We start from the raw sequence: 19,022 nt of genomic DNA, 5'->3' as shown, positions 1-19,022 counted from the left end.
ATTTTTCGATTATAGCCGAAAAATCACAAAACTGTTAATACGTTGTTATCTGTAAGACTGGTTTTGTGATGGGGCTTTTTTGTACAAAAATAGAGTCTTTTTGTACAACGATAGAATGGGATATTTGTGGGTATGAATCTCATACCTCTTATGTACGTTTTTAGTTTCCAATTTTTTTCTTTCAGATTACATTTGTAAGTGTGAATAAACAGTTTTGCCAGATTGTTTTATATCGATTTGATGGATTTTTAATCATTATAGTAACTTAATTTTAAATACGATGAAAGATTTTCTTATTCCAATGAAGATACCTCAAAAATGGGGTTGTCAGTTAGTAATGTCTTATGTGTTTGAACAACAGGCATTTTATTCTGAGAATTATGCGACGAAGAGTACAGTTGCTATAACAGGTATTGTGCTGCAAAAAAGCAAGGTTGGTGGTTGGTATTGTAACCAGATAATGGAGGGTCTATTATAGGTGCTAGTGTAGTGGTAAAGGGAGGGGGCAGTAAAGGTATAACAACTGATAAGATATTGGGTCGTTTTCTCTTACTGACGTGACAGTCTACTGTCAAATTTTAACTACTGTAATGTGAACTTAATCATACTTTTTTATGAAATACATATTTTTGTTTTTTATATTATTTACCTCAAAATTTCTTCTTGCTAATGAAATTACTGTAGAGCAGGCAAGAGAAATAGCTGTAGATTTTTTTAGTGCAAAGATGCGGACTCGTAATGGAACACCTCAGCTTCAGTTGGTATGGGATGGTGAAAATATTGTTACGAGAAGTGTAACTACTCCTGCTTTTTATGTATTTAACCGTATGGATAGTGACGGTTTTGTGATTGTATCAGGAGATGATGTTTCCATGCCAATATTAGGATATTCTTTTTCGAATCATTTTGTAGCTGAAAATATGCCTCCTAATTTACTTGACTGGATGAACGGATTGCGTAATCAAATTAATGCAGCTCGGAAGGAACATGTTATGGGTACTTCTTATGTTTCGAAGTTTTGGACACGAGCTTCAGATGCTGTTGGCTCACCAATAGTAGAATTGTCTACTGCTTTGTGGGACCAGCAAGCTCCTTTCAACAGGTTGTCGCCAACAACTAGTGCCGGAAAGGCAATTACTGGCTGTGTGTCTACTGCAATGGCGATTATTATGCAATATTATCAATGGCCGGATAAGGGAGTAGGAACTACACCTGCTTATGTTCTACAGGCTGATAAGAACACACAGATACCAAGCAAGACTTTTGAACGTCCTTATGTCTGGAGTAAAATGCCGGTAAGAGTTGATAAGAACTCGGATACCGATATAAAGGATGAAGTTGCAACTCTTATATATGATTGTGGTATTATTTCAAAGTCTCAATTTGGTAAGAAGTCTACGTGGGCGTATTATAAGGATGCACTAGAAGGCATGATAACCTATATGAAATATAATAAAGGAGCTCATATGCAAAACAGGGCAACTCGTGTTATGAGTGAATGGCATCAGATGTTGAGGAAAGAACTTGACGCAAGAAGACCAATTCTATATACAGGTTCCACAAAATCCGGTGGAGGGCATATGTTTGTAGTAGATGGTTATACACAGGAAAATTATTATCATATTAATTGGGGGTGGAGTGGCAGTTCGAATGGATATTACTTATTGACCGTTATGAATCCTTCCAATCCAGGTTCTGGCAGTTCTAGTGGTGGATACACTCAAGAACAGGCTGCTTTTTTTGATTTGATACCAGACAAAAATGGGACTTCTGCTTTTACAGATAATTTGGTTCTTGTCAGAAAGGAAGTGAATGGGGTGTATTATGAGGGGCTTGTAATAGATGCTAATGATATTCAGACTAATCAAGAATTTAAAATAAGTATAGGAGCTATCAACAACATAGGGCGGTCAGTTTTTGACGGAAACTTGAGGATAGCTTTGGCAGACAAGGACGGAACTATAAAAGAATATATTTCTGAAAAAATCCCAGTTCGGTTTCCGGCGGATTCCCATCAAAACTGTATAACAGACTGTTCTTGTAAGATTACTCTACCAATAAAGGCAGGAGATCGAATTAGAGTATATTATAAAGGTAAATATTCAGAGGATTGGGACTATCTGAGAGGTGGTTCACTGCTGAGATCTGAAATTATTCTCAAGGAGGAAGATATACCTTTGGAGAAAATGACAAGTTTTGCTTATGATAAGGAAAATAAGAGGATTAGTTTAAGAACTTATCCTCGGGTAGACTATCAGCTGCTCTCGTTGACTAATAAAGTGGTATTTTCGGGAATTACTGATGATGATAATCCGGAGATTCGGATTGATACAAGTGAGCTGACTGATAGAGAGTATGTCATTATACTTCGAAAAAAGATAGAGGATGAAGATGAATATGAGGAAAAAAGAATACGTTTTGTAATAGGTAATTAATATAAAAATAGAGGAATATGAAGGCAATACAGAAATATATAAGACTAGCTTTGATTTTTTTTATGATATATTCTTGTAGTGGTGGAGAGGATATCTTGCAGGAGGGACCGGAAGAAGATCCTTTTAAAGACTATAGCGTTGTAACAATAGAGCATAGTGGTAATTCATTCGGTTTTTTGGAACTTACAGGCAGTAAACTGTCTGGTAATATCCAATGGGGAGATGGCAAGTCTGAAATGTTTGCGGGAAAAAATACTCCGTCACATATATATCAGACTGCTGAGAAACGTATCGTTATTATAAAAGTTCAGCAGACTGATGGGATTATATTGCCAAGTATTGAGGGAATATCTCGGATAGATTTATCTGATTTCTAGTTAATTAAAATGCTTCTTACGAAAATGCAACAGAGAAGGATGTAGTGTTCTCATGTTTTTGTGTAAAGAGGGTGTCCGAAATTTGTTGCTTTTGATTTATTGGAATAGAATGTAATTTATTTGATTAGAAATGTATTAAAATTTCGTTTGCATATTGAGTTTTGGCTTATATACATTCATGAATGTATATAAGCCAAATAGTATAAATGGAATAGTTGTTTTGAGACTATACTTGAAGAACAGTACAATAGAAGAAAGTTAAAAAAGATTATTCAGGCGGCTCTTGTCTTTTCCTGGAGTTCTTCCATTGTCTGTCTTAAATCCAAATCATAATCTCTACCTCTTTATCAATTACGATTTTTTCCTTTTTTCTGATTTCTGCTTTGAGAGGAAGTAAATAAGTATCAAGTTTCGTGTCAAACCAGATTGCAGTTTCCCATTGGGTATTGCCGATTTTGGCTGTTATCTTCAACCGTCCCCAGCCTTCCTCTAAGAATCCGAGACTCTCTCTAATCTCTTTGGACATTTCTTTCGGCAGGCAGGCTATGTACCAACCGCCTGTTCCAACAGTCGATGAGTAATTCCATACTTTTGTGGTAAACTCGTATTTTATTCCATTATTTTCCATTGTGCAAAAATAGGAAATAATAGCTAATCTCCTATTATTTCCTATTTCAATTAATTTCCGATGTTTGCTACTACATCTATCCTATTACAGGAATCGACACTTGGGAGAAGAGACGGAATAAGTCAAAGTTAGTTTGTGCATAGCCCTTGTCACTGCCACATAAAGCATGCTTTTATCGATGTCAGAATGGTAGTTCTTATCATCTGTTTCCGGAATGATTACTTCATCAAACTCCAATCCTTTTGCCATGTGGGTGGAAGTGATGATAATTCCTTTCACATAAGCGGAGCTTTGATTTGACAATAGTGAGAAGTCGTTGGTATAAATCTGGAGTTTTTGAGCAAGTCCTTTTGCTTGGGATTCGGTTTTGCAGATGATTCCTAATGATGTGTTATTGGAGTTTTTGAAAGAGTTTATTAAGTCTGAGATACCGAGAACTTCCTTTTCAACATTTTGGAATTGAAGAATTATTGGTTGTTCTCCATGGCGTATAATAGGTTCTAACTCATTGTCCGGTTGAATTTTTTGTGCAAAGTTGGTAATCTCAAAAGTAGAACGGTAGCTTTTGCAAAGTTTCATTATTTCTCCTGTTGTAGATGCTTTCTGAATCATATCGGCAGTGGAAGAACCGTAAGGATTTACGGTCTGGGCAGCGTCTCCCAGAATTGTTTTTCGGCAGGGATATAGTTTTTGAATCACCTTGTATTGTATGGGAGAATAATCTTGCATCTCGTCTATCAGAAGGTGTTTAACGTATGATTGGGTGTTGTTCCCATTAAGTGCGATATGTAGATAGGCTAAACCTGCTAAGTCTGCATATTCTAATGTACGATTCTTGCGCATTTTGAACATCTCGGGCTTTCCTGTCCATTCGAAGAAGTCTTTGTAGATTTGCAGATCATTGCTTCCTGCAAACATATTCTTAATTTCTTTCTTCAGCAGATTCTTTTCTGCAGTAGTAACAGTGAAATTATATTGTAGTTTCATCATTTTCAGAATGTAATCTGTCATTGTCTCAAACCGCTGACGTATAGGGTAACGGTGGAATCGCTTGAACTGTTCGCTGATAAATCCGGCAGGAACGGTGATGTACTTGGTGAGTTTTACATCTGTCGCTTTGAAATAGTTGTTTTCTATGTGAAGAACGAATTTATCGAGCCGTGATATGAACTCGAAAGAGGCTTTGTACTGTATCCGTTCGATAAAATCCGAAGTCGGCTTTTCCAGTAGTTCCGTCACTTGCTCAAAGAAATTTTGATATTTATATTTATTGTCGAGGACTGTGGAGAGGATTTGCTCCATACTGGTTTCCGGCACAGTTGTTTCGCCAAGTTCCGGAAGGACATTGGAGATGTAGTCGGCAAACACTTTATTAGGCGAGATAATTAGAATGTCTTTTGAGGAGATCTGACCTCTTTGCGCATAGAGCAGGTAGGCAATGCGATGTAACGCAATGGAAGTTTTCCCTGAACCGGCAACTCCCTGTATAATGAGTACAGGGGCAGCCTCATTACGGATAATCCGGTTCTGCTCGCGCTGAATAGTCATGACGATGTTTTTCATCTTATCGTCCGCATTGGAACTGAGTTCTTTTTGCAGGATATCATCGTGGACAGTAACGGAACTTTCAATCATATATTCCATTTTCCCTTTACGGATACGGTATTGGCGTTTGAGTAAAATTTCTCCATGAACTTCGCCTGCCGGAGAAGAATAGCTCGCTTCGCCCAACTCATAATCGTAGAACATACTCGAAATCGGTGCCCGCCAATCGTATATCAGGTTTCTCTTGTTATTGAAATCGAAGAATGTATGTATTCCTATATAGACAGGTAGGAACTGGCTTTCGTTTTTCCTTTTCTTGAAATCTATCCGTCCGAAATAGGGAATATCTAGTATTTTACTCAGGCGGTTGCGTTTGTCAATTACATTTTCTCCCCGTGCAAAATGATGTAAGATACTCTCGCGCATGGAACGGATTTCATGAGGATCGATATCTTTGTTCGACCATAGATAGTCTTTGTATTCCTGCAAGGTATCCACGTGCTCCTTGACCGACTTGTTCGTACTGTTTATCGTAGCATTAATGATACTGATTACCTGTTGTAAGTATTCTTTCTCTTGTTTTTCTGTTCTGTTGAATATCATATGAAAACTTCGTTTGAGCATTAAAAGTTTATTGAAAGGGTGGCAAAGTTAGGTTGATTTGTCCGAGTATTAAATAGTTATTTATAGCTATATATTAGGCCTTTTTCTTACTTTTGCATACTCAACTTAAAAAAAAGAAAGATGAATATCCTCGATATTGCAGAACGGAATCAGCAGAAAGCATGGGAGATAGTGGAGAAAACGAATATTATTCCGATATGGGAGAGTATAGGTGCCCGGATTAACTTGGTGGGTTCTTTGCGCACAGGGCTGTTGATGAAACACCGGGATATTGATTTCCATATTTATACTTCTACTGTGACCTTGGCGGATAGTTTTCGGGCAATGGAGAAACTGGCGGAAAATGAATCTGTCAAGCGGATAGAATACGTGAATTTATTACATACCGTTGAGGCATGTATCGAGTGGCATGCCTGGTATCAGAATGCAGAAGGTGAACTTTGGCAGATTGATATGATTCATATTCAGGAAGGTTCCCGATATGATGGATATTTTGAGAAAGTGGCTGAACGGATTTCCAGTGTTCTGACGGAGGAAACAAAAGAGGGGATTCTGAGATTGAAATATGAGACTCCTGATTCGGAGAAGATTATGGGGATAGAATATTATCAGGCTGTTATTCGGGATGGTGTGCAGAGTTATCCGGAATTTGTGGAATGGAGAAAGCAACATCCGGTGATAGGTGTGGTGGAATGGATGCCTTAGACAGATTAGCAGCTTTGAAAAAAGGTGTATGAGTTAATTAACTTAGTAGCCCGGTTTGTTGTCCCAAGTGAATAGCTTCGATAGAGTTTTGCACACCTAATTTACGTAATAGATTCTGTCGATGGATATTAACTGTGTGAATACTGATACATAGCTTGTCTGCAATCTCTTTACTTAACAGTCCTTTTTGAATAAGCCGTAATATCTCTATTTCCCGATTAGTGAGATTGGTAGAAGATGTGAGCGGAGAGGAAGGAGAGAAGAATTCCCCGTTTTTCAGATTCAGAACTGTGCAATCTACTGTTTCGGAATATTGCTGGTCGGGTGAAATGTCCATATTGCCTATTACAAGCCATGCTTTTCCGTTACGGTCTTGTTCTAATACTTGATGCCGGCTGGTGACGCGTATATATTGTTGCCTGGCATTAAGTATACGGAAACTGTAAATATTGGAATATTCATTCCGTTGTTCGAGGGGAAGGCTGTAAATGAACTGGCTTAACGTAACCTGTAATGCTGCCAGTTGTGCACGGTCATCCGGGTGGATACGTGATTCCAAGTAATCGCCCTGCCTTTCTAGTGTTTCTATTTTGTGGCGGTCGTATCCTAGTAAATCAACGAAATTAGGAGAGGCGTAGGCATATCTGCATTTATACATATCGACAACGAACGTGCAGCTATGACTGATTTTAGAGAGTTGGTGAAGCATGGATTTATCCTGTTCCCACACGGTGTAATCAATGTCGGTAGCGGACAGGCATTGCTTTGCCCACATTTCTTCGCGGGTGACATGAGTCGTTTTCATATAAGATAGTGAGTCGGTGGATTACGGTTTATTACTTGGATTGTGGCAAAAATAGAGATATTTTAATACCCAACGTGCTAATAAATGATAATTATCGTCTTTCTTCCGAAAAAGAATGGATATAAACGTGTTTTTCAGATTTATTACATTATCTTTGTTCCCAGAGTTTGAGTTACGAATCATTATCGTATAGTTCTCCTTTTAATATTTTATTAGTAAGTAGGCCTTTTCTGTAATTATCCTCCTCACTCCAATTTAGTATTTATTTTAATAAGAGTTTAAATGAACATTTACATCGCAGGTTTAAGTTATCGTACAAACGATGCGGACTTAACAAATTTATTTGCAGAGTTTGGAGAAGTTTCTTCAGCTAAAGTAATTATGGATAGAGAAACTGGTAAATCCAGAGGATTCGCTTTCGTAGAAATGTCGAACGATGAAGAAGGACAAAAGGCAATTGACGAATTGAATGGCGTAGAATACGACCAAAAAGTTATTTCAGTAAGCGTTGCACGTCCTCGCGCTGAGAAACCGTCATACGGTGGAAGCCGTGGAGGTGGTTACAACAATTCCAGAAGATATTAATATCCGGACTTGGGAAAAGCAGAAGGAAGTTTTCCTCTGCTTTTCTATAAAGTCTTTATATCCGCCTTTATGATTATCTGCGGAGGCTGTTTACCCGACAGCCGGAAAAGAAAATCATCTAACAATTAAGTTCTGCTAATTCTCACTTCTCTGTGTAGTGCAACTAGGATACCCCAGCTCCTGATCTTTTCATGTCTAAAGAAGAATTATTAGGCTTTATTGCAATTTGAAGACTCTTGAAAATCAAGAGCGTAAGTTTAATAATTTATATCACAAAGTCTATATTGATAATCGTGTCGGCATTATCGTAAACATTTGCATGAAATGTTTTCAGATGTTCCGGCGTAAGTACAGGTATAGCAAATTACATTTATGACATTTAAAGATTTAAAAATAACCGAACCGATTTTAAAAGCAATTGAAGAAAAAGGATATACTGTGCCGACTCCTATTCAGGAAAAAGCTATTCCTGCCGCGTTGGCGAAAAGAGATATATTAGGTTGTGCACAAACAGGAACAGGAAAGACTGCTTCGTTTGCGATTCCTATCATTCAGCATTTACAGGTAAACAAAGAGCCTGGTAAGTGTCAAGGTATCAAAGCTTTGATATTAACTCCTACCCGTGAGCTTGCTTTACAAATCAGTGAATGTATCGATGATTATTCAAAATATACCCGTGTTCGTCATGGGGTTATCTTCGGTGGTGTGAATCAGCGTCCGCAGGTTGATATGTTGAATAAAGGAATTGATATTCTGGTTGCGACTCCGGGGCGTTTGCTCGATTTGATGAACCAGGGGCATATACGTTTGGACAAGATACAATATTTTGTGCTTGATGAGGCAGACCGTATGCTCGATATGGGATTTATTCATGATATTAAGCGGATATTGCCAAAGCTTCCGAAAGAAAAACAGACTTTGTTTTTCTCTGCGACAATGCCGGATAGTATTATTGCATTAACTAAATCGTTGTTGAAGAATCCGGTGAAGATTTATATAACACCGAAATCATCTACGGTAGATTCAATTAAGCAAGTCATTTATTTTGTAGAAAAGAAGGAGAAGAGTCAACTCTTAATTTCAATTCTGCAAAAGGCGGAAGAGCAATCGGTGTTAATCTTTTCGAGAACGAAACATAATGCTGATAAGATTGTCAGAATATTGGGTAAAGCAGGAATCGGCAGTCAGGCTATCCATGGAAATAAGAGTCAGGCGGCCAGGCAGTCTGCGTTGGGAAACTTCAAATCAGGAAAAACAAGGGTAATGGTGGCAACTGATATTGCTTCCAGAGGGATTGATATTAATGAATTGCCATTGGTTATCAATTATGATCTTCCTGACGTACCCGAAACTTACGTACACCGTATCGGACGTACCGGAAGGGCGGGAAATGAAGGGACAGCACTTACGTTTTGTTCGCAGGAAGAGCGCAAACTCGTCAATGATATCCAGAAACTGACGGGGAAAAAAATAAATAAGGCTGATTTTATTATTTAAAATCAGCAATTTACACTATCTTTTAAATATAATATAAAACTAAATATAAATTCTATGGCAAAATCCATGACAGTTGGTAAACGTGAAAATGAAAAGAAAAGAATTGCTAAACGAGAAGAAAAACTAAAGAAGAAAGAAAGCAAGAAATTATCAGGTACTAGTAGTTTTGATGACATGATTGCTTATGTGGATGAGAATGGGATGATTACCTCAACTCCACCGGCTGATAATATTAAAAAGGAAGAGATTAATCCAGATGAAATAATCATAGCAACTCCCAAAAAAGAGGAAGAAGAGCCGACTATTTTGAGAGGGCGGGTTGAGTTTTTTAATGAGTCGAGAGGGTTTGGCTTTATAAAGGATCTTTCCGGGGTTGAGAAGTACTTTTTTCATGTAAACAATGTCGTTGGTAATATTGTAGAAAATAATATTGTTACATTTGACCTTGAGCGTGGAGTAAAAGGGATGAATGCAGTCAATATATGTTTGGAAAACAAACCTAAACCGGAAAAATTGGTGCAAGCTGAATCTGAATAAGGAGATTTATATTCTGCTTGTGTATAGAATGAAAACAAAAAAAGAGATATGAAAAAAGGTAATATTATGCGTGATGTTATTTCATCCAATCAGTTTACTGAAAATGCAATCAAGGAGTATAAAAAAGGTCTGGGGGATGTAGTGCAGGTAGCAATAACTCCCCGAACTACGGCGCATGGTAATAAACCTGTGTATGTGAGATGAAATTTTTACCTTTGCAGAAGTAAAAAGAACTGCAATGGAAAAGAATCCGTATATAGAACTGGCCGAGTGCCTGCTGCCCGAGGAAATGGTTGAATACTTTGAAGTGGTCAAGGTTGAAAAAACCAAAGAAACACTTGATGTGACACTGGAAGAACGTGACAATGGAGTTGACGGCTATGAGGCCGGACAGCTACGTCCCAACGGGTTCTACGAGGAAAGCACAGTGCGGGACTACCCGGTCAGAGGCCGGAAGATGACCTTTCACGTCAAGCGTCGCCGTTGGGTTGAGATTGAGACAGGTAAGAGCGTTTCAAAACGCTGGGACATAGTAGCTGAAGGCACCCGCTTCTCGAAAGAGTTCGCGGCTTTTTTAAAAGGTATGCTTGGACAGATACCCGATTACGGGCCGCTCTCTTGAGTGGTTCTTCGATATTGACGGAGACCTGTTCGAGCGTCAGTACAAACGCCATCTGAGCGGTTACTGGCAATGGAAAGACACCGCAGAGGGACTACATGCCGAGCAATGGCGTGTCTTCCCTGAAAACATCGGAGAACACCTGAGTATTGATGAGACATCATTGAGTAATGGCGAACTATATACGATTGTTACCAACAAAGCAGCTCACGGGCGAAAACATTCCATAGTGGCCATAGTACTTGGAACTGACTCTGATACGGTACTGCACGCATTAAGACAGATTAACAGTCGTCTGCGCAACAAGGTGATTGAGATAACTCTTGATCTGGCCGACAGCATGCACCGTATATGCCGCTATGCTTTCCCTAGGGCAAAGCGCGTTATTGACCGCTTTCATGTTCAGAAGCTGGCGCTGGAAGCCGTGCAGGAGATACGCATCAAGCATCGCTGGGACGCCGTAAATGCTGATACCGAAGCGCGTGAACAAGCAAAATTATCAGGCGAGAAGTATGTGCCTGAACGGCTTCCAAATGGCGACACTCTCAAGGAGCTACTTGCCCGTGGACGTTATGCATTGTTCAAATCCCCTGATAAATGGACTGAATCCCAACGGCAGCGCATTGATCTGATGTTCTCGCTCTATCCTGATCTTAAAGAGGCATACTGGTTATCTCAGCATCTCAGAGCAATATTTTCTAGCAAGAAATCCACTCCCGATACCGCCCGGCTCAATCTTGCTCGTTGGTATAATAAGGTGGCTGAATCAGGTTTTAAGTCTTTCAACACCATCGCTGCTACCTTTTACGAACACTCCGATGAAATAATAAACTTCTTTGATAACCGATCTACAAACGCATCCGCCGAGTCCATCAACTCTAAAATAAAGGCATTCAGAGCCAAACTACACGGTGTCAACGATACTAAATTCTTTATCTTCCGCCTTTGCAATCTATACGCATAAACACAGGTTTATTACCATGCGCCCGAACTACTATTGAACTTCCTGCACATTTGACTCAAGCAGAAATAGATGCTCGTGTAGAGATTTATAAGAAACTACATAGTTCTAAAGTATAGTGCTTGTAGATGCAAAAAGAAGAATAAAAAAATCCCTTGAACTTTTGAAAGTTCAAGGGATTTTTTTATTACCGAATCGATAGTGGTGCCACCAGGAATCGAACCGGGGACACAAGGATTTTCAGTCCTTTGCTCTACCAACTGAGCTATGGCACCTTGTGCTGTTCGTTCCGGTAATATCTCTTTTGCGGTTGCAAAGGTAGTGAAACTTTTGGATTCTGCAAGCCTTTTGGAAATAAAAAACACTGATAAAAAGTTAGTAGGCTTATTATCAGTGTTATATAGATTGAAAATATTTTAGCTGTATGCTGAATATTTTATTTATCTTCTTTTAAAGGATTCCATCCTTGAGCTTTCAGTTCGAATTCTTGTCCGTCACGGGTTATCAAAGCACAACCTAATTCCGGTTTGGTGATATGACCGATGAGGCGGATACCTTCCATTTGCGATACTTTCTCATGGTCGGCGATAGGTACGGTGAAAAGAAGTTCGTAGTCTTCGCCGCCATTCATAGCGCAAGTGGTCAGGTTCATATTGAACTCTTCTGCCATGACAGCAGTCTGATAGTCAATAGGGATATGTTCCTCGTAAACACGGCAACCGGCATTGCTTTGCTTGCAGATGTGCATAAGCTCCGATGATAAACCATCAGAAATGTCCATCATGGAAGTCGGGATAATGTTGGCGGCAGCAAGTTTCTCGACGATGTCTTTACGGGCTTCAGGTTTCAGTTGGCGTTCCAACAGGTATTCTTTGCCGGAAAAGTCCGGTTGCATGTCCTTCTCACCTTTTAATACACTTTTTTCACGCTCAAGAAGTTGCAGTCCCATATAGGCAGCACCTAAGTCACCACTGACACAGATCAAGTCTGTTTCTTTCGCTCCGTTGCGGTAGACTACTTTGTCTTTATCCGCGTCGCCTATACAGGTAATGCTGATGGCAAGTCCTGTAAGGGAAGACGTTGTGTCTCCGCCTACAATATCGACATTATATTGCTGGCAGGCCAGACGGATACCTGCATAGAGCTCATCCATATCTTCCACGCTGAAACGTTTGGATAGTCCGAGAGATACCGTTATTTGTCTGGGAGTACCGTTCATGGCGTAAATATCGGAGAAATTGACTACCGCGGACTTATATCCCAAATGTTTCAAAGGAACGTATGTCAGGTCGAAATGTACGCCTTCCATCAGTAAGTCTGTGGTCACCAATACTTGTTTCTCGGACGGGTAGGAGAGGACAGCGGCATCATCGCCTACTCCGTATTTGCTGGATTCGTTTTCTAGTTTGATTCCCTCGGTGAGGCGGTCGATCAGACCGAACTCACCGAGAGTAGCTATTTCAGTTCTCATAAATCGGGTTTAATGTTTAGGCACGGTTGATAAGTTCACGCATGATAGTCGTCATTTTCGGTTGGGCGGCGTCAGCAGCTTTTTGGACTTCTTCGTGCGTTACTTCTACGATTTTCCCTTCTACTCCCAAGTCGGTAATAACGGAAATTCCGAAAACTTTGATTCCGCAATGGTTGGCTACAATCACTTCGGGAACAGTAGACATACCCACGGCATCAGCACCTAAGATATGGAATAGTTTATATTCAGCCGGAGTTTCGAAAGTAGGTCCTTGTGTACCGATGTATACACCGTGTTGCACCTTGATTCCTTTTTCTTCAGCAATTTCGTCCGCCTTGCGAATCAGTTCTTTGCTGTATGCTTCGCTCATATCCGGGAAACGCGGACCATAAGGTATGTTTTTGCCGCGAAGCGGATGTTCGGGGAAGTAGTTGATGTGGTCTGTGATAATCATCAGGTCACCTATTTCAAAGTCCGCATTCGTACCACCGCTGGCATTGGATACAAACAAAGTTTTGATACCCAATTCACGCATCACGCGTACAGGGAAAGTTACTTCTTTCATCGAATAACCTTCGTAATAATGGAAACGGCCTTGCATGGCCATAATATCCTTATTGCCTAATTTTCCGAAAATCAGCTTGCCGCTGTGACCTTCGACGGTAGACACCGGGAAGTTCGGGATATCCGAATACTTTATTTCGTACTTCTCGGTGATTTCGTTTGCTAAACTGCCAAGTCCGGTGCCAAGAATGATGGCAGTTTCGGGACTTGTGTGCATCTTCTCTTTAAGATAAGCTGCGGTTTCTTGTATTTTCTCTAACATAGTCAATAATATGTTGGTTAAATTTATCTTGTTGATTTTGTAATATCTCAATTTCAACAGGTAAAGCATAGATAAACGGTTTCAGCTCTTCGTCCAGTCCCGGATGGTTGACCAGGCGTGTCGCATCCTTTTCGGTGGTGATTATCAGCCGTTTTTCGCTTGTCAACCGCTTGAACCGTTCCTTTATCTGTTGCATTTCTTTGTGAGTGAAATCATGGTGGTCGCTAAAAGATAATGTTTCTATTTGTTTTGTACAATCTTCCAGTCTTTCCAGGATAGGGGCAGGAGATGCAATGCCGGTTACTAATAATATATCCGTATCCGTTAGTGAAGACAAAGAAATTTCTTTGTTTGCCGGAATTACATTTGCGGCAGTTTCTTTAACTCCCTGTTGGAATACAGGTTGCAGATTCCCATAACGGAACGATGAGAAGAATAACTGCTGATACGGATAAAGGTTCAACCGTTTGGTGATAATATTGAAATCAATAGGTTTGATGTCCTGAGGGCATTTGGTGACAATGACGATTTGCGTCCGGTTCTTTCCACTGACCGGTTCACGCAAACGACCTGCCGGAAGTAGCGTGTCGTCACAGAAAAGACGGTGATAGTCTGTCAATAGAATACTTAGTCCCGGTTTGACATAGCGATGTTGGAAAGCGTCGTCCAGCAGCACAATGTCTACTATCGGTTCTTTCAGAGCAAGCAACTTATCTATTCCATGGCAGCGATTTTCGTCAACGGCCAACGTGATGGATGGGAACTTGGTGTACATCTGATAAGGTTCGTCACCAATTGTCCTGGCGGTACTTTGGGGAGTGGCGAGCACGTAGCCTTGTGTACGGCGTTTGTATCCCCGGCTTAGTACAGCCACCTGGTAACTGTCATGAAGCAACTTTATCAAATACTCGGTATGAGGGGTTTTGCCTGTTCCGCCTACGGCCAGATTGCCGACACAGATGACAGGAACATCGAAACTCTTCGACCGGAGCAATCCCCAGTCAAAGAGTTTATTTCTCATTATTACCCCTGCTCCGTATAACCACGAAACAGGATATAGCCATTTATGTATTTTGAAAAAGTGCTCGTCCATGCAATACGGTTTATTTAATATTCAGTTCGAACGGAATACGTGCCTGAATCATGGATTGTTCTTTTAAGTTTTTCAGTAAGCCGAATTGTTGGTAATACTCTCCTAATTTACTTTTCAAAAGTTGTGATTCTACATAATTAGTCGGCTTTGTGTCGAATAGAGAAGACAGGAAATCCTGCTTGGCAGGATAAGATATGACAGTATATCCTTCAATACCTGCTTTGGCTATGGCAATGTCCAATGCCTTGTCGATACCTCCTAGTTCATCTACCAATCCCAGTTCTTTGGCTGTTTCGCCCGTCCACACACGTCCTTCGGCAATCTTTTCGATTGCTTCCTTTGTCATATGGCGTCCTTCGGCACATCTGCCGACAAATGTGTCATATCCTTGTGCAATCATCATTTGTAGCAATGACTTCTCACCCTCATTAAAAGGACGCATAATATTACCGAAGTCTGAGTATTTGTTGGTTTTTACCACATCATATGTCAGACCTATTTTTTCTGTTAATTCCTTGACATTCGGAATCATTCCGAAAATACCGATAGAGCCGGTCAGGGTTGTGGGTTCCGCAACAATCGTGTCGGCTACACAAGAGATATAATACCCCCCCGATGCTGCATAGTCGCCCATGGAAACGATAACAGGTTTCTTGGCTTTCAACTCTTTTACAGCATGCCAGATTTGTTCAGAAGCAAAAGCACTTCCACCCGGAGAATTGACACGAAGTACAACAGCTTTCACGTCGTCATCTTCTTTCAATTTACGTAAATCACGGATTACCTTAGGGCCTACAATCCCTTCTTCGGAAGCAGAGGATCCGGGATAATCCGTAATTTCACCGGATGCATAATATACAGCAACGATATTACCGCTTTTATCTTTGGGAACATTCTTTTTCACATTTATCATATCCGCCAGTCCTAATATGGGAAGACGGTCATCTTTATCTATTTCCACCATTTCCTTGAGGTAGTTGCGTACGTCATTACGATAAATCAGTGTATCGGCCAATCCGCATTTCACGCTCTCTTCTGCCGGATAGAACATTAACATGCGGTCTGCATAAGCATTGAGAGAATCGACTGGAAGACTACGGCTGGCAGCTACCCCTTCCGTCACTTGTCCCCAAATGGAGTTGATGAAAACTGTAACTTGTTCGCGGTTGGCCGGACTCATTTCAGTAGCAATGAACGGCTCCACGGCAGATTTATAGGTTCCTACCTTGAATATTTGCATCTCCACACCGATTTTCTGAAGCATATCCTTGTAAAAGAGAGGAGCGGAAGCGATGCCGCGCCATTCGATCATCCCTTTGGGATTAAGCAATACTTTGTCGGCTACACTGGACAGATAATAAAGCCCTTGGGTATAAGAGTCGCCATAGGCAATGATAAATTTTCCACTTTCTTTAAAATCAAGTAACGCATTACGGATTTCCTGTAAGGAAGCGTAGGATGCGCCTAATGAACTGGCCTGCAAATAAATTCCTTTGATATTTTCATTCTCTTTAGCCTTTTTGATAGACGAGAGAATGTCGTCCAGTCCGTATGTGTTAGACCCGTCACCGAATAACTGTGATAAAATGCCCAACGGATCCTCTTGGGTACGTTCCACTAACGTACCGTTCAAGTCGAGCATCATTACAGAATTCTTTTTTACTATTGTTTCTGTATCCGAAGCAGACATGATACCGAACAGCGTTACCATACTGATAATAAATAATACAATACTTGACAAAATGATACCTGTCACTGTGGCAAGTGTGAATTTCAAGAAATCTTTCATTGTACTTATTGTTTTTTTGCGCCAGCTTATTATTAAGCTAACAAAGATAAATAATTGAGTTGATATTTATTCAATAAGTCGTACGAATTTTTGTTTTATCACAATGAATCTGTATAAATCAGCGCTTCTTTTGTTTAAAATTTAAGTATATTTGTCAGTATACACTCGTTTTAAATGGGAAGAAAACTTTAATTTTGTGGCACAACTATTCATACATTGAATCATACTATTATGAAAAGAATGATAAATACTCATGTATGTAATGCGACATTAACTTAACACTATATTTGCATGAAAAGAAAAATCCCTTTGATGACTGCTGCTTTGGCTAGTTTGTTTTTTTATTCTTCCTGCACTCCGACAGAAAAAATGGCAACGCAGGATTATGCCCAATACGTTAATACTTTTATTGGTGCTGCTGATAACGGTCATACATTTCCCGGTGCGTGTTATCCTTTCGGAATGGTACAGACTAGTCCCGTGACAGGTGCAGTCGGCTGGAGATACTGTTCTGAGTATGTTTATCAGGACACGTTGATTTGGGGATTCACTCAGACCCATTTGAACGGAACAGGATGCATGGATTTGGGTGATATCCTGGTGATGCCGGTAACAGGTACACGTACCCGTGCATGGGATGCCTATCGTAGTCACTTCTCAAAAGATAAAGAAGCCGCTACTCCGGGTTATTATACGGTTGAACTTTCAGATCCTCAGGTGAAAGCGGAACTGACTGCTTCTATTCATGCAGCTCTGCATCGTTACACTTATCATAAAGCCGATTCGGCTTCTGTCCTGATTGACTTGCAGCATGGGCCTGCATGGAGAGAAGAACAGTATCATTCACAAGTGAACAGTTGCGAAGTAAACTGGGAAGACGCGCAGACACTGACCGGGCATGTCAATAATACCGTATGGGTGGATCAGGATTATTTCTTTGTGATGAAATTCAATCGTCCTGTCGTAGACTCTCTTTATCTTCCAATGGGAGAAACAGAAAAAGGAAAACGTATCGTTGCTACTTTCGACATGAAACCGGGTGAAGAACTGATGATGAAAGTTGCCCTTTCTACTACCAGCGTGGATGGAGCAAAAAAGAACCTGGAAGCCGAAATTCCTGCGTGGGACTTTGACGGAGTGAAAACTGCCGTTCATAATGAATGGAATAATTATCTGAGCCGTATTGAAATAGACGGTACTGATGACGAAAAGACCAATTTTTATACCTGTTTCTATCACGCGCTAATCCAGCCGAATCAGATTTCGGATGTAGACGGCATGTACCGTAATGCTGCCGACTCCATTGTGAAAGCCGGAACAGGAACTTTCTATTCTACTTTCTCTCTGTGGGATACTTATCGTGCCGCTCATCCGTTCTATACATTAGTGATTCCCGAACGTGTGGATGGTTTCGTAAATTCGTTGATAGAACAAGGTGAAGTACAGGGCTTCCTGCCTATCTGGGCATTATGGGGAAAAGAAAATTTCTGTATGATTGGCAATCACGGTATATCGGTCATTGCTGAGGCTTATCGTAAGGGATTCCGTGGCTTTGATGCCGAACGTGCTTTCAATATGATAAAGAAAACTCAGACAGTCTCTCATCCGTTGAAGTCGAACTGGGAAGTTTATACAAAATACGGATATTTCCCGACCGACCTGATAAAAGCGGAATCGGTATCTTCTACCCTGGAATCAGTGTATGATGATTATGCCGCCGCCGACATGGCACGCCGTATGGGAAAAGAGGAAGATGCCGCTTATTTCGCAAAACGTGCGGATTATTATAAGAACCTCTTCGATTCGGAAACTCAATTTATGCGTCCGCGTAAGGCTGACGGAACCTGGAAAGCTCCGTTTAATCCAAGTGCGTTGGGACATTCCGAAAGTATTGGCGGTGACTATACTGAAGGGAATGCATGGCAATATACCTGGCATGTACAGCATGATGTACCGGGATTAATCAGTCTGTTTGGCGGTGAAAAGCCTTTCCTGAACAAGTTGGATTCTTTGTTCACAGTTAAGCTCGAAGGTGAAAGCCTGTCGGATGTGACAGGTTTGATTGGGCAGTATGCCCACGGCAACGAACCGAGCCATCATGTCACTTATTTATATGCATTGGCCGGTCGTCCGGAACGTACACAAGAGCTGGTTCGTGAAATCTTCGACACCCAATACAAGAATAAACCCGACGGACTTTGTGGAAACGATGACTGTGGTCAGATGTCAGCCTGGTATATGCTTAGCGCAATGGGATTCTATCCGGTAGATCCGGTGAGCGGAGAATATGTATTCGGTGCTCCGCAATTGCCGAAGATGGTATTGCATCTGGCTGATGGAAAGACTTTCACGGTTATTGCAGAGAACTTGTCTAAAGAACATCTGTATGTGGATAGCATAACGCTGAATGGAGAACCCTACACAAAGAATTCAATATCACATGAAGATATTGTGAAGGGTGGGACGTTGGTGTATAAAATGAAGTAATTCTCAAGTATTCTCACTGCGATGAGAAAAAATACTCA

At 40.6% G+C, this 19,022-nt stretch carries 18 protein-coding genes and 1 tRNA gene; 11 read left to right on the top strand and 8 right to left on the bottom strand.

The window, feature by feature from the left end; translation table 11 throughout:
• Positions 1 to 280 precede the first annotated feature (280 nt).
• The 3 genes from ACGHVY_RS14150 to ACGHVY_RS14140 all read left to right on the top strand — a co-directional run bounded on the left by ACGHVY_RS14150 (position 281) and on the right by ACGHVY_RS14140 (position 2,812).
• Positions 281 to 478: a hypothetical protein gene (locus tag ACGHVY_RS14150; protein WP_390599484.1), complete on the top strand. Its 198-nt coding sequence runs from the start codon at positions 281 to 283 to the stop codon at positions 476 to 478.
• A 136-nt stretch (positions 479 to 614) separates the two neighbouring features.
• Positions 615 to 2,435 (top strand): C10 family peptidase, encoded by a 1,821-nt coding sequence (locus ACGHVY_RS14145; RefSeq protein ID WP_390599483.1) that lies wholly within the window; start codon positions 615 to 617, stop codon positions 2,433 to 2,435.
• A gap of 17 nt (positions 2,436 to 2,452) precedes the next feature.
• Complete coding sequence (locus ACGHVY_RS14140) at positions 2,453 to 2,812, top strand: hypothetical protein (protein WP_390599482.1); 360 nt, start codon at positions 2,453 to 2,455, stop codon at positions 2,810 to 2,812.
• A 316-nt stretch (positions 2,813 to 3,128) separates the two neighbouring features.
• Here the strand turns inward: ACGHVY_RS14140 and ACGHVY_RS14135 are convergent, their stop codons facing one another.
• Positions 3,129 to 3,440: a DUF1905 domain-containing protein gene (locus ACGHVY_RS14135; RefSeq protein WP_390599481.1), complete on the bottom strand. Its 312-nt coding sequence runs from the start codon at positions 3,438 to 3,440 to the stop codon at positions 3,129 to 3,131.
• An 84-nt stretch (positions 3,441 to 3,524) separates the two neighbouring features.
• Positions 3,525 to 5,588, bottom strand: a complete 2,064-nt coding sequence (locus ACGHVY_RS14130; protein WP_390599480.1) for a HelD family protein — start codon at positions 5,586 to 5,588, stop codon at positions 3,525 to 3,527.
• 141 nt (positions 5,589 to 5,729) lie between these two features.
• Between ACGHVY_RS14130 and ACGHVY_RS14125 the strand changes: the two genes are divergently transcribed.
• Positions 5,730 to 6,314, top strand: a complete 585-nt coding sequence (locus ACGHVY_RS14125) for a phosphoglycerate mutase family protein (protein ID WP_390599479.1) — start codon at positions 5,730 to 5,732, stop codon at positions 6,312 to 6,314.
• A gap of 37 nt (positions 6,315 to 6,351) precedes the next feature.
• Here the strand turns inward: ACGHVY_RS14125 and ACGHVY_RS14120 are convergent, their stop codons facing one another.
• Entirely contained in the window at positions 6,352 to 7,119 is a 768-nt protein-coding gene (locus tag ACGHVY_RS14120; RefSeq protein ID WP_390599478.1) for a LuxR C-terminal-related transcriptional regulator, read from the bottom strand.
• A gap of 282 nt (positions 7,120 to 7,401) precedes the next feature.
• Between ACGHVY_RS14120 and ACGHVY_RS14115 the strand changes: the two genes are divergently transcribed.
• From ACGHVY_RS14115 to ACGHVY_RS14090, 6 genes are all read left to right on the top strand, one after another.
• A complete protein-coding gene (locus tag ACGHVY_RS14115) occupies positions 7,402 to 7,704 on the top strand; it encodes an RNA-binding protein (protein WP_308746644.1) in 303 nt (100 codons plus the stop codon).
• Positions 7,705 to 8,076: 372 nt separating this feature from the next.
• Positions 8,077 to 9,201 carry a DEAD/DEAH box helicase gene (locus tag ACGHVY_RS14110; RefSeq protein ID WP_308746643.1) on the top strand — a complete coding sequence of 375 codons (1,125 nt, stop codon included), beginning with the start codon at positions 8,077 to 8,079 and terminating at the stop codon, positions 9,199 to 9,201.
• Positions 9,202 to 9,255: 54 nt separating this feature from the next.
• On the top strand, positions 9,256 to 9,738 hold the full coding sequence (locus tag ACGHVY_RS14105; RefSeq protein ID WP_308746642.1) for a cold shock domain-containing protein: 483 nt from the start codon (positions 9,256 to 9,258) through the stop codon (positions 9,736 to 9,738).
• Positions 9,739 to 9,804: 66 nt separating this feature from the next.
• Positions 9,805 to 9,942 (top strand): hypothetical protein, encoded by a 138-nt coding sequence (locus ACGHVY_RS14100; RefSeq protein WP_390599477.1) that lies wholly within the window; start codon positions 9,805 to 9,807, stop codon positions 9,940 to 9,942.
• Between the two features lie 85 nt (positions 9,943 to 10,027).
• Positions 10,028 to 10,360, top strand: a complete 333-nt coding sequence (locus ACGHVY_RS14095; RefSeq protein ID WP_390599314.1) for a hypothetical protein — start codon at positions 10,028 to 10,030, stop codon at positions 10,358 to 10,360.
• On the top strand, positions 10,326 to 11,321 hold the full coding sequence (locus tag ACGHVY_RS14090) for a transposase (RefSeq protein WP_390599313.1): 996 nt from the start codon (positions 10,326 to 10,328) through the stop codon (positions 11,319 to 11,321). Before ACGHVY_RS14095 ends, ACGHVY_RS14090 begins: the two co-directional genes overlap by 35 nt.
• 199 nt (positions 11,322 to 11,520) lie before the next feature.
• Here the strand turns inward: ACGHVY_RS14090 and ACGHVY_RS14085 are convergent.
• The 5 genes from ACGHVY_RS14085 to sppA form a co-directional block, all read right to left on the bottom strand.
• Positions 11,521 to 11,593 (bottom strand) — tRNA-Phe (locus ACGHVY_RS14085).
• A 161-nt stretch (positions 11,594 to 11,754) separates the two neighbouring features.
• Positions 11,755 to 12,789 carry a thiamine-phosphate kinase gene (thiL, locus tag ACGHVY_RS14080; protein WP_308746640.1) on the bottom strand — a complete coding sequence of 345 codons (1,035 nt, stop codon included), beginning with the start codon at positions 12,787 to 12,789 and terminating at the stop codon, positions 11,755 to 11,757.
• A gap of 16 nt (positions 12,790 to 12,805) precedes the next feature.
• Positions 12,806 to 13,615 carry a purine-nucleoside phosphorylase gene (locus ACGHVY_RS14075; protein WP_308746639.1) on the bottom strand — a complete coding sequence of 270 codons (810 nt, stop codon included), beginning with the start codon at positions 13,613 to 13,615 and terminating at the stop codon, positions 12,806 to 12,808.
• Positions 13,578 to 14,708, bottom strand: a complete 1,131-nt coding sequence (gene lpxK / locus ACGHVY_RS14070) for a tetraacyldisaccharide 4'-kinase (protein WP_390599476.1) — start codon at positions 14,706 to 14,708, stop codon at positions 13,578 to 13,580. Before lpxK ends, ACGHVY_RS14075 begins: the two co-directional genes overlap by 38 nt.
• A 10-nt stretch (positions 14,709 to 14,718) precedes the next feature.
• Entirely contained in the window at positions 14,719 to 16,497 is a 1,779-nt protein-coding gene (gene sppA / locus ACGHVY_RS14065) for a signal peptide peptidase SppA (RefSeq protein ID WP_390599475.1), read from the bottom strand.
• 291 nt (positions 16,498 to 16,788) lie between these two features.
• Here sppA and ACGHVY_RS14060 point away from each other — a divergent pair, with 291 nt between their 5' ends.
• Positions 16,789 to 18,984: a GH92 family glycosyl hydrolase gene (locus ACGHVY_RS14060; protein WP_390599474.1), complete on the top strand. Its 2,196-nt coding sequence runs from the start codon at positions 16,789 to 16,791 to the stop codon at positions 18,982 to 18,984.
• Positions 18,985 to 19,022 lie beyond the last annotated feature (38 nt).

The sequence above is a fragment of the Bacteroides sp. f07 genome (assembly GCF_042854785.1).
GTDB lineage: Bacteria > Bacteroidota > Bacteroidia > Bacteroidales > Bacteroidaceae > Bacteroides.
The sequence above is the reverse complement of the archived record's forward strand: the minus strand, read 5'-3'. Positions and strand labels throughout refer to the sequence as shown.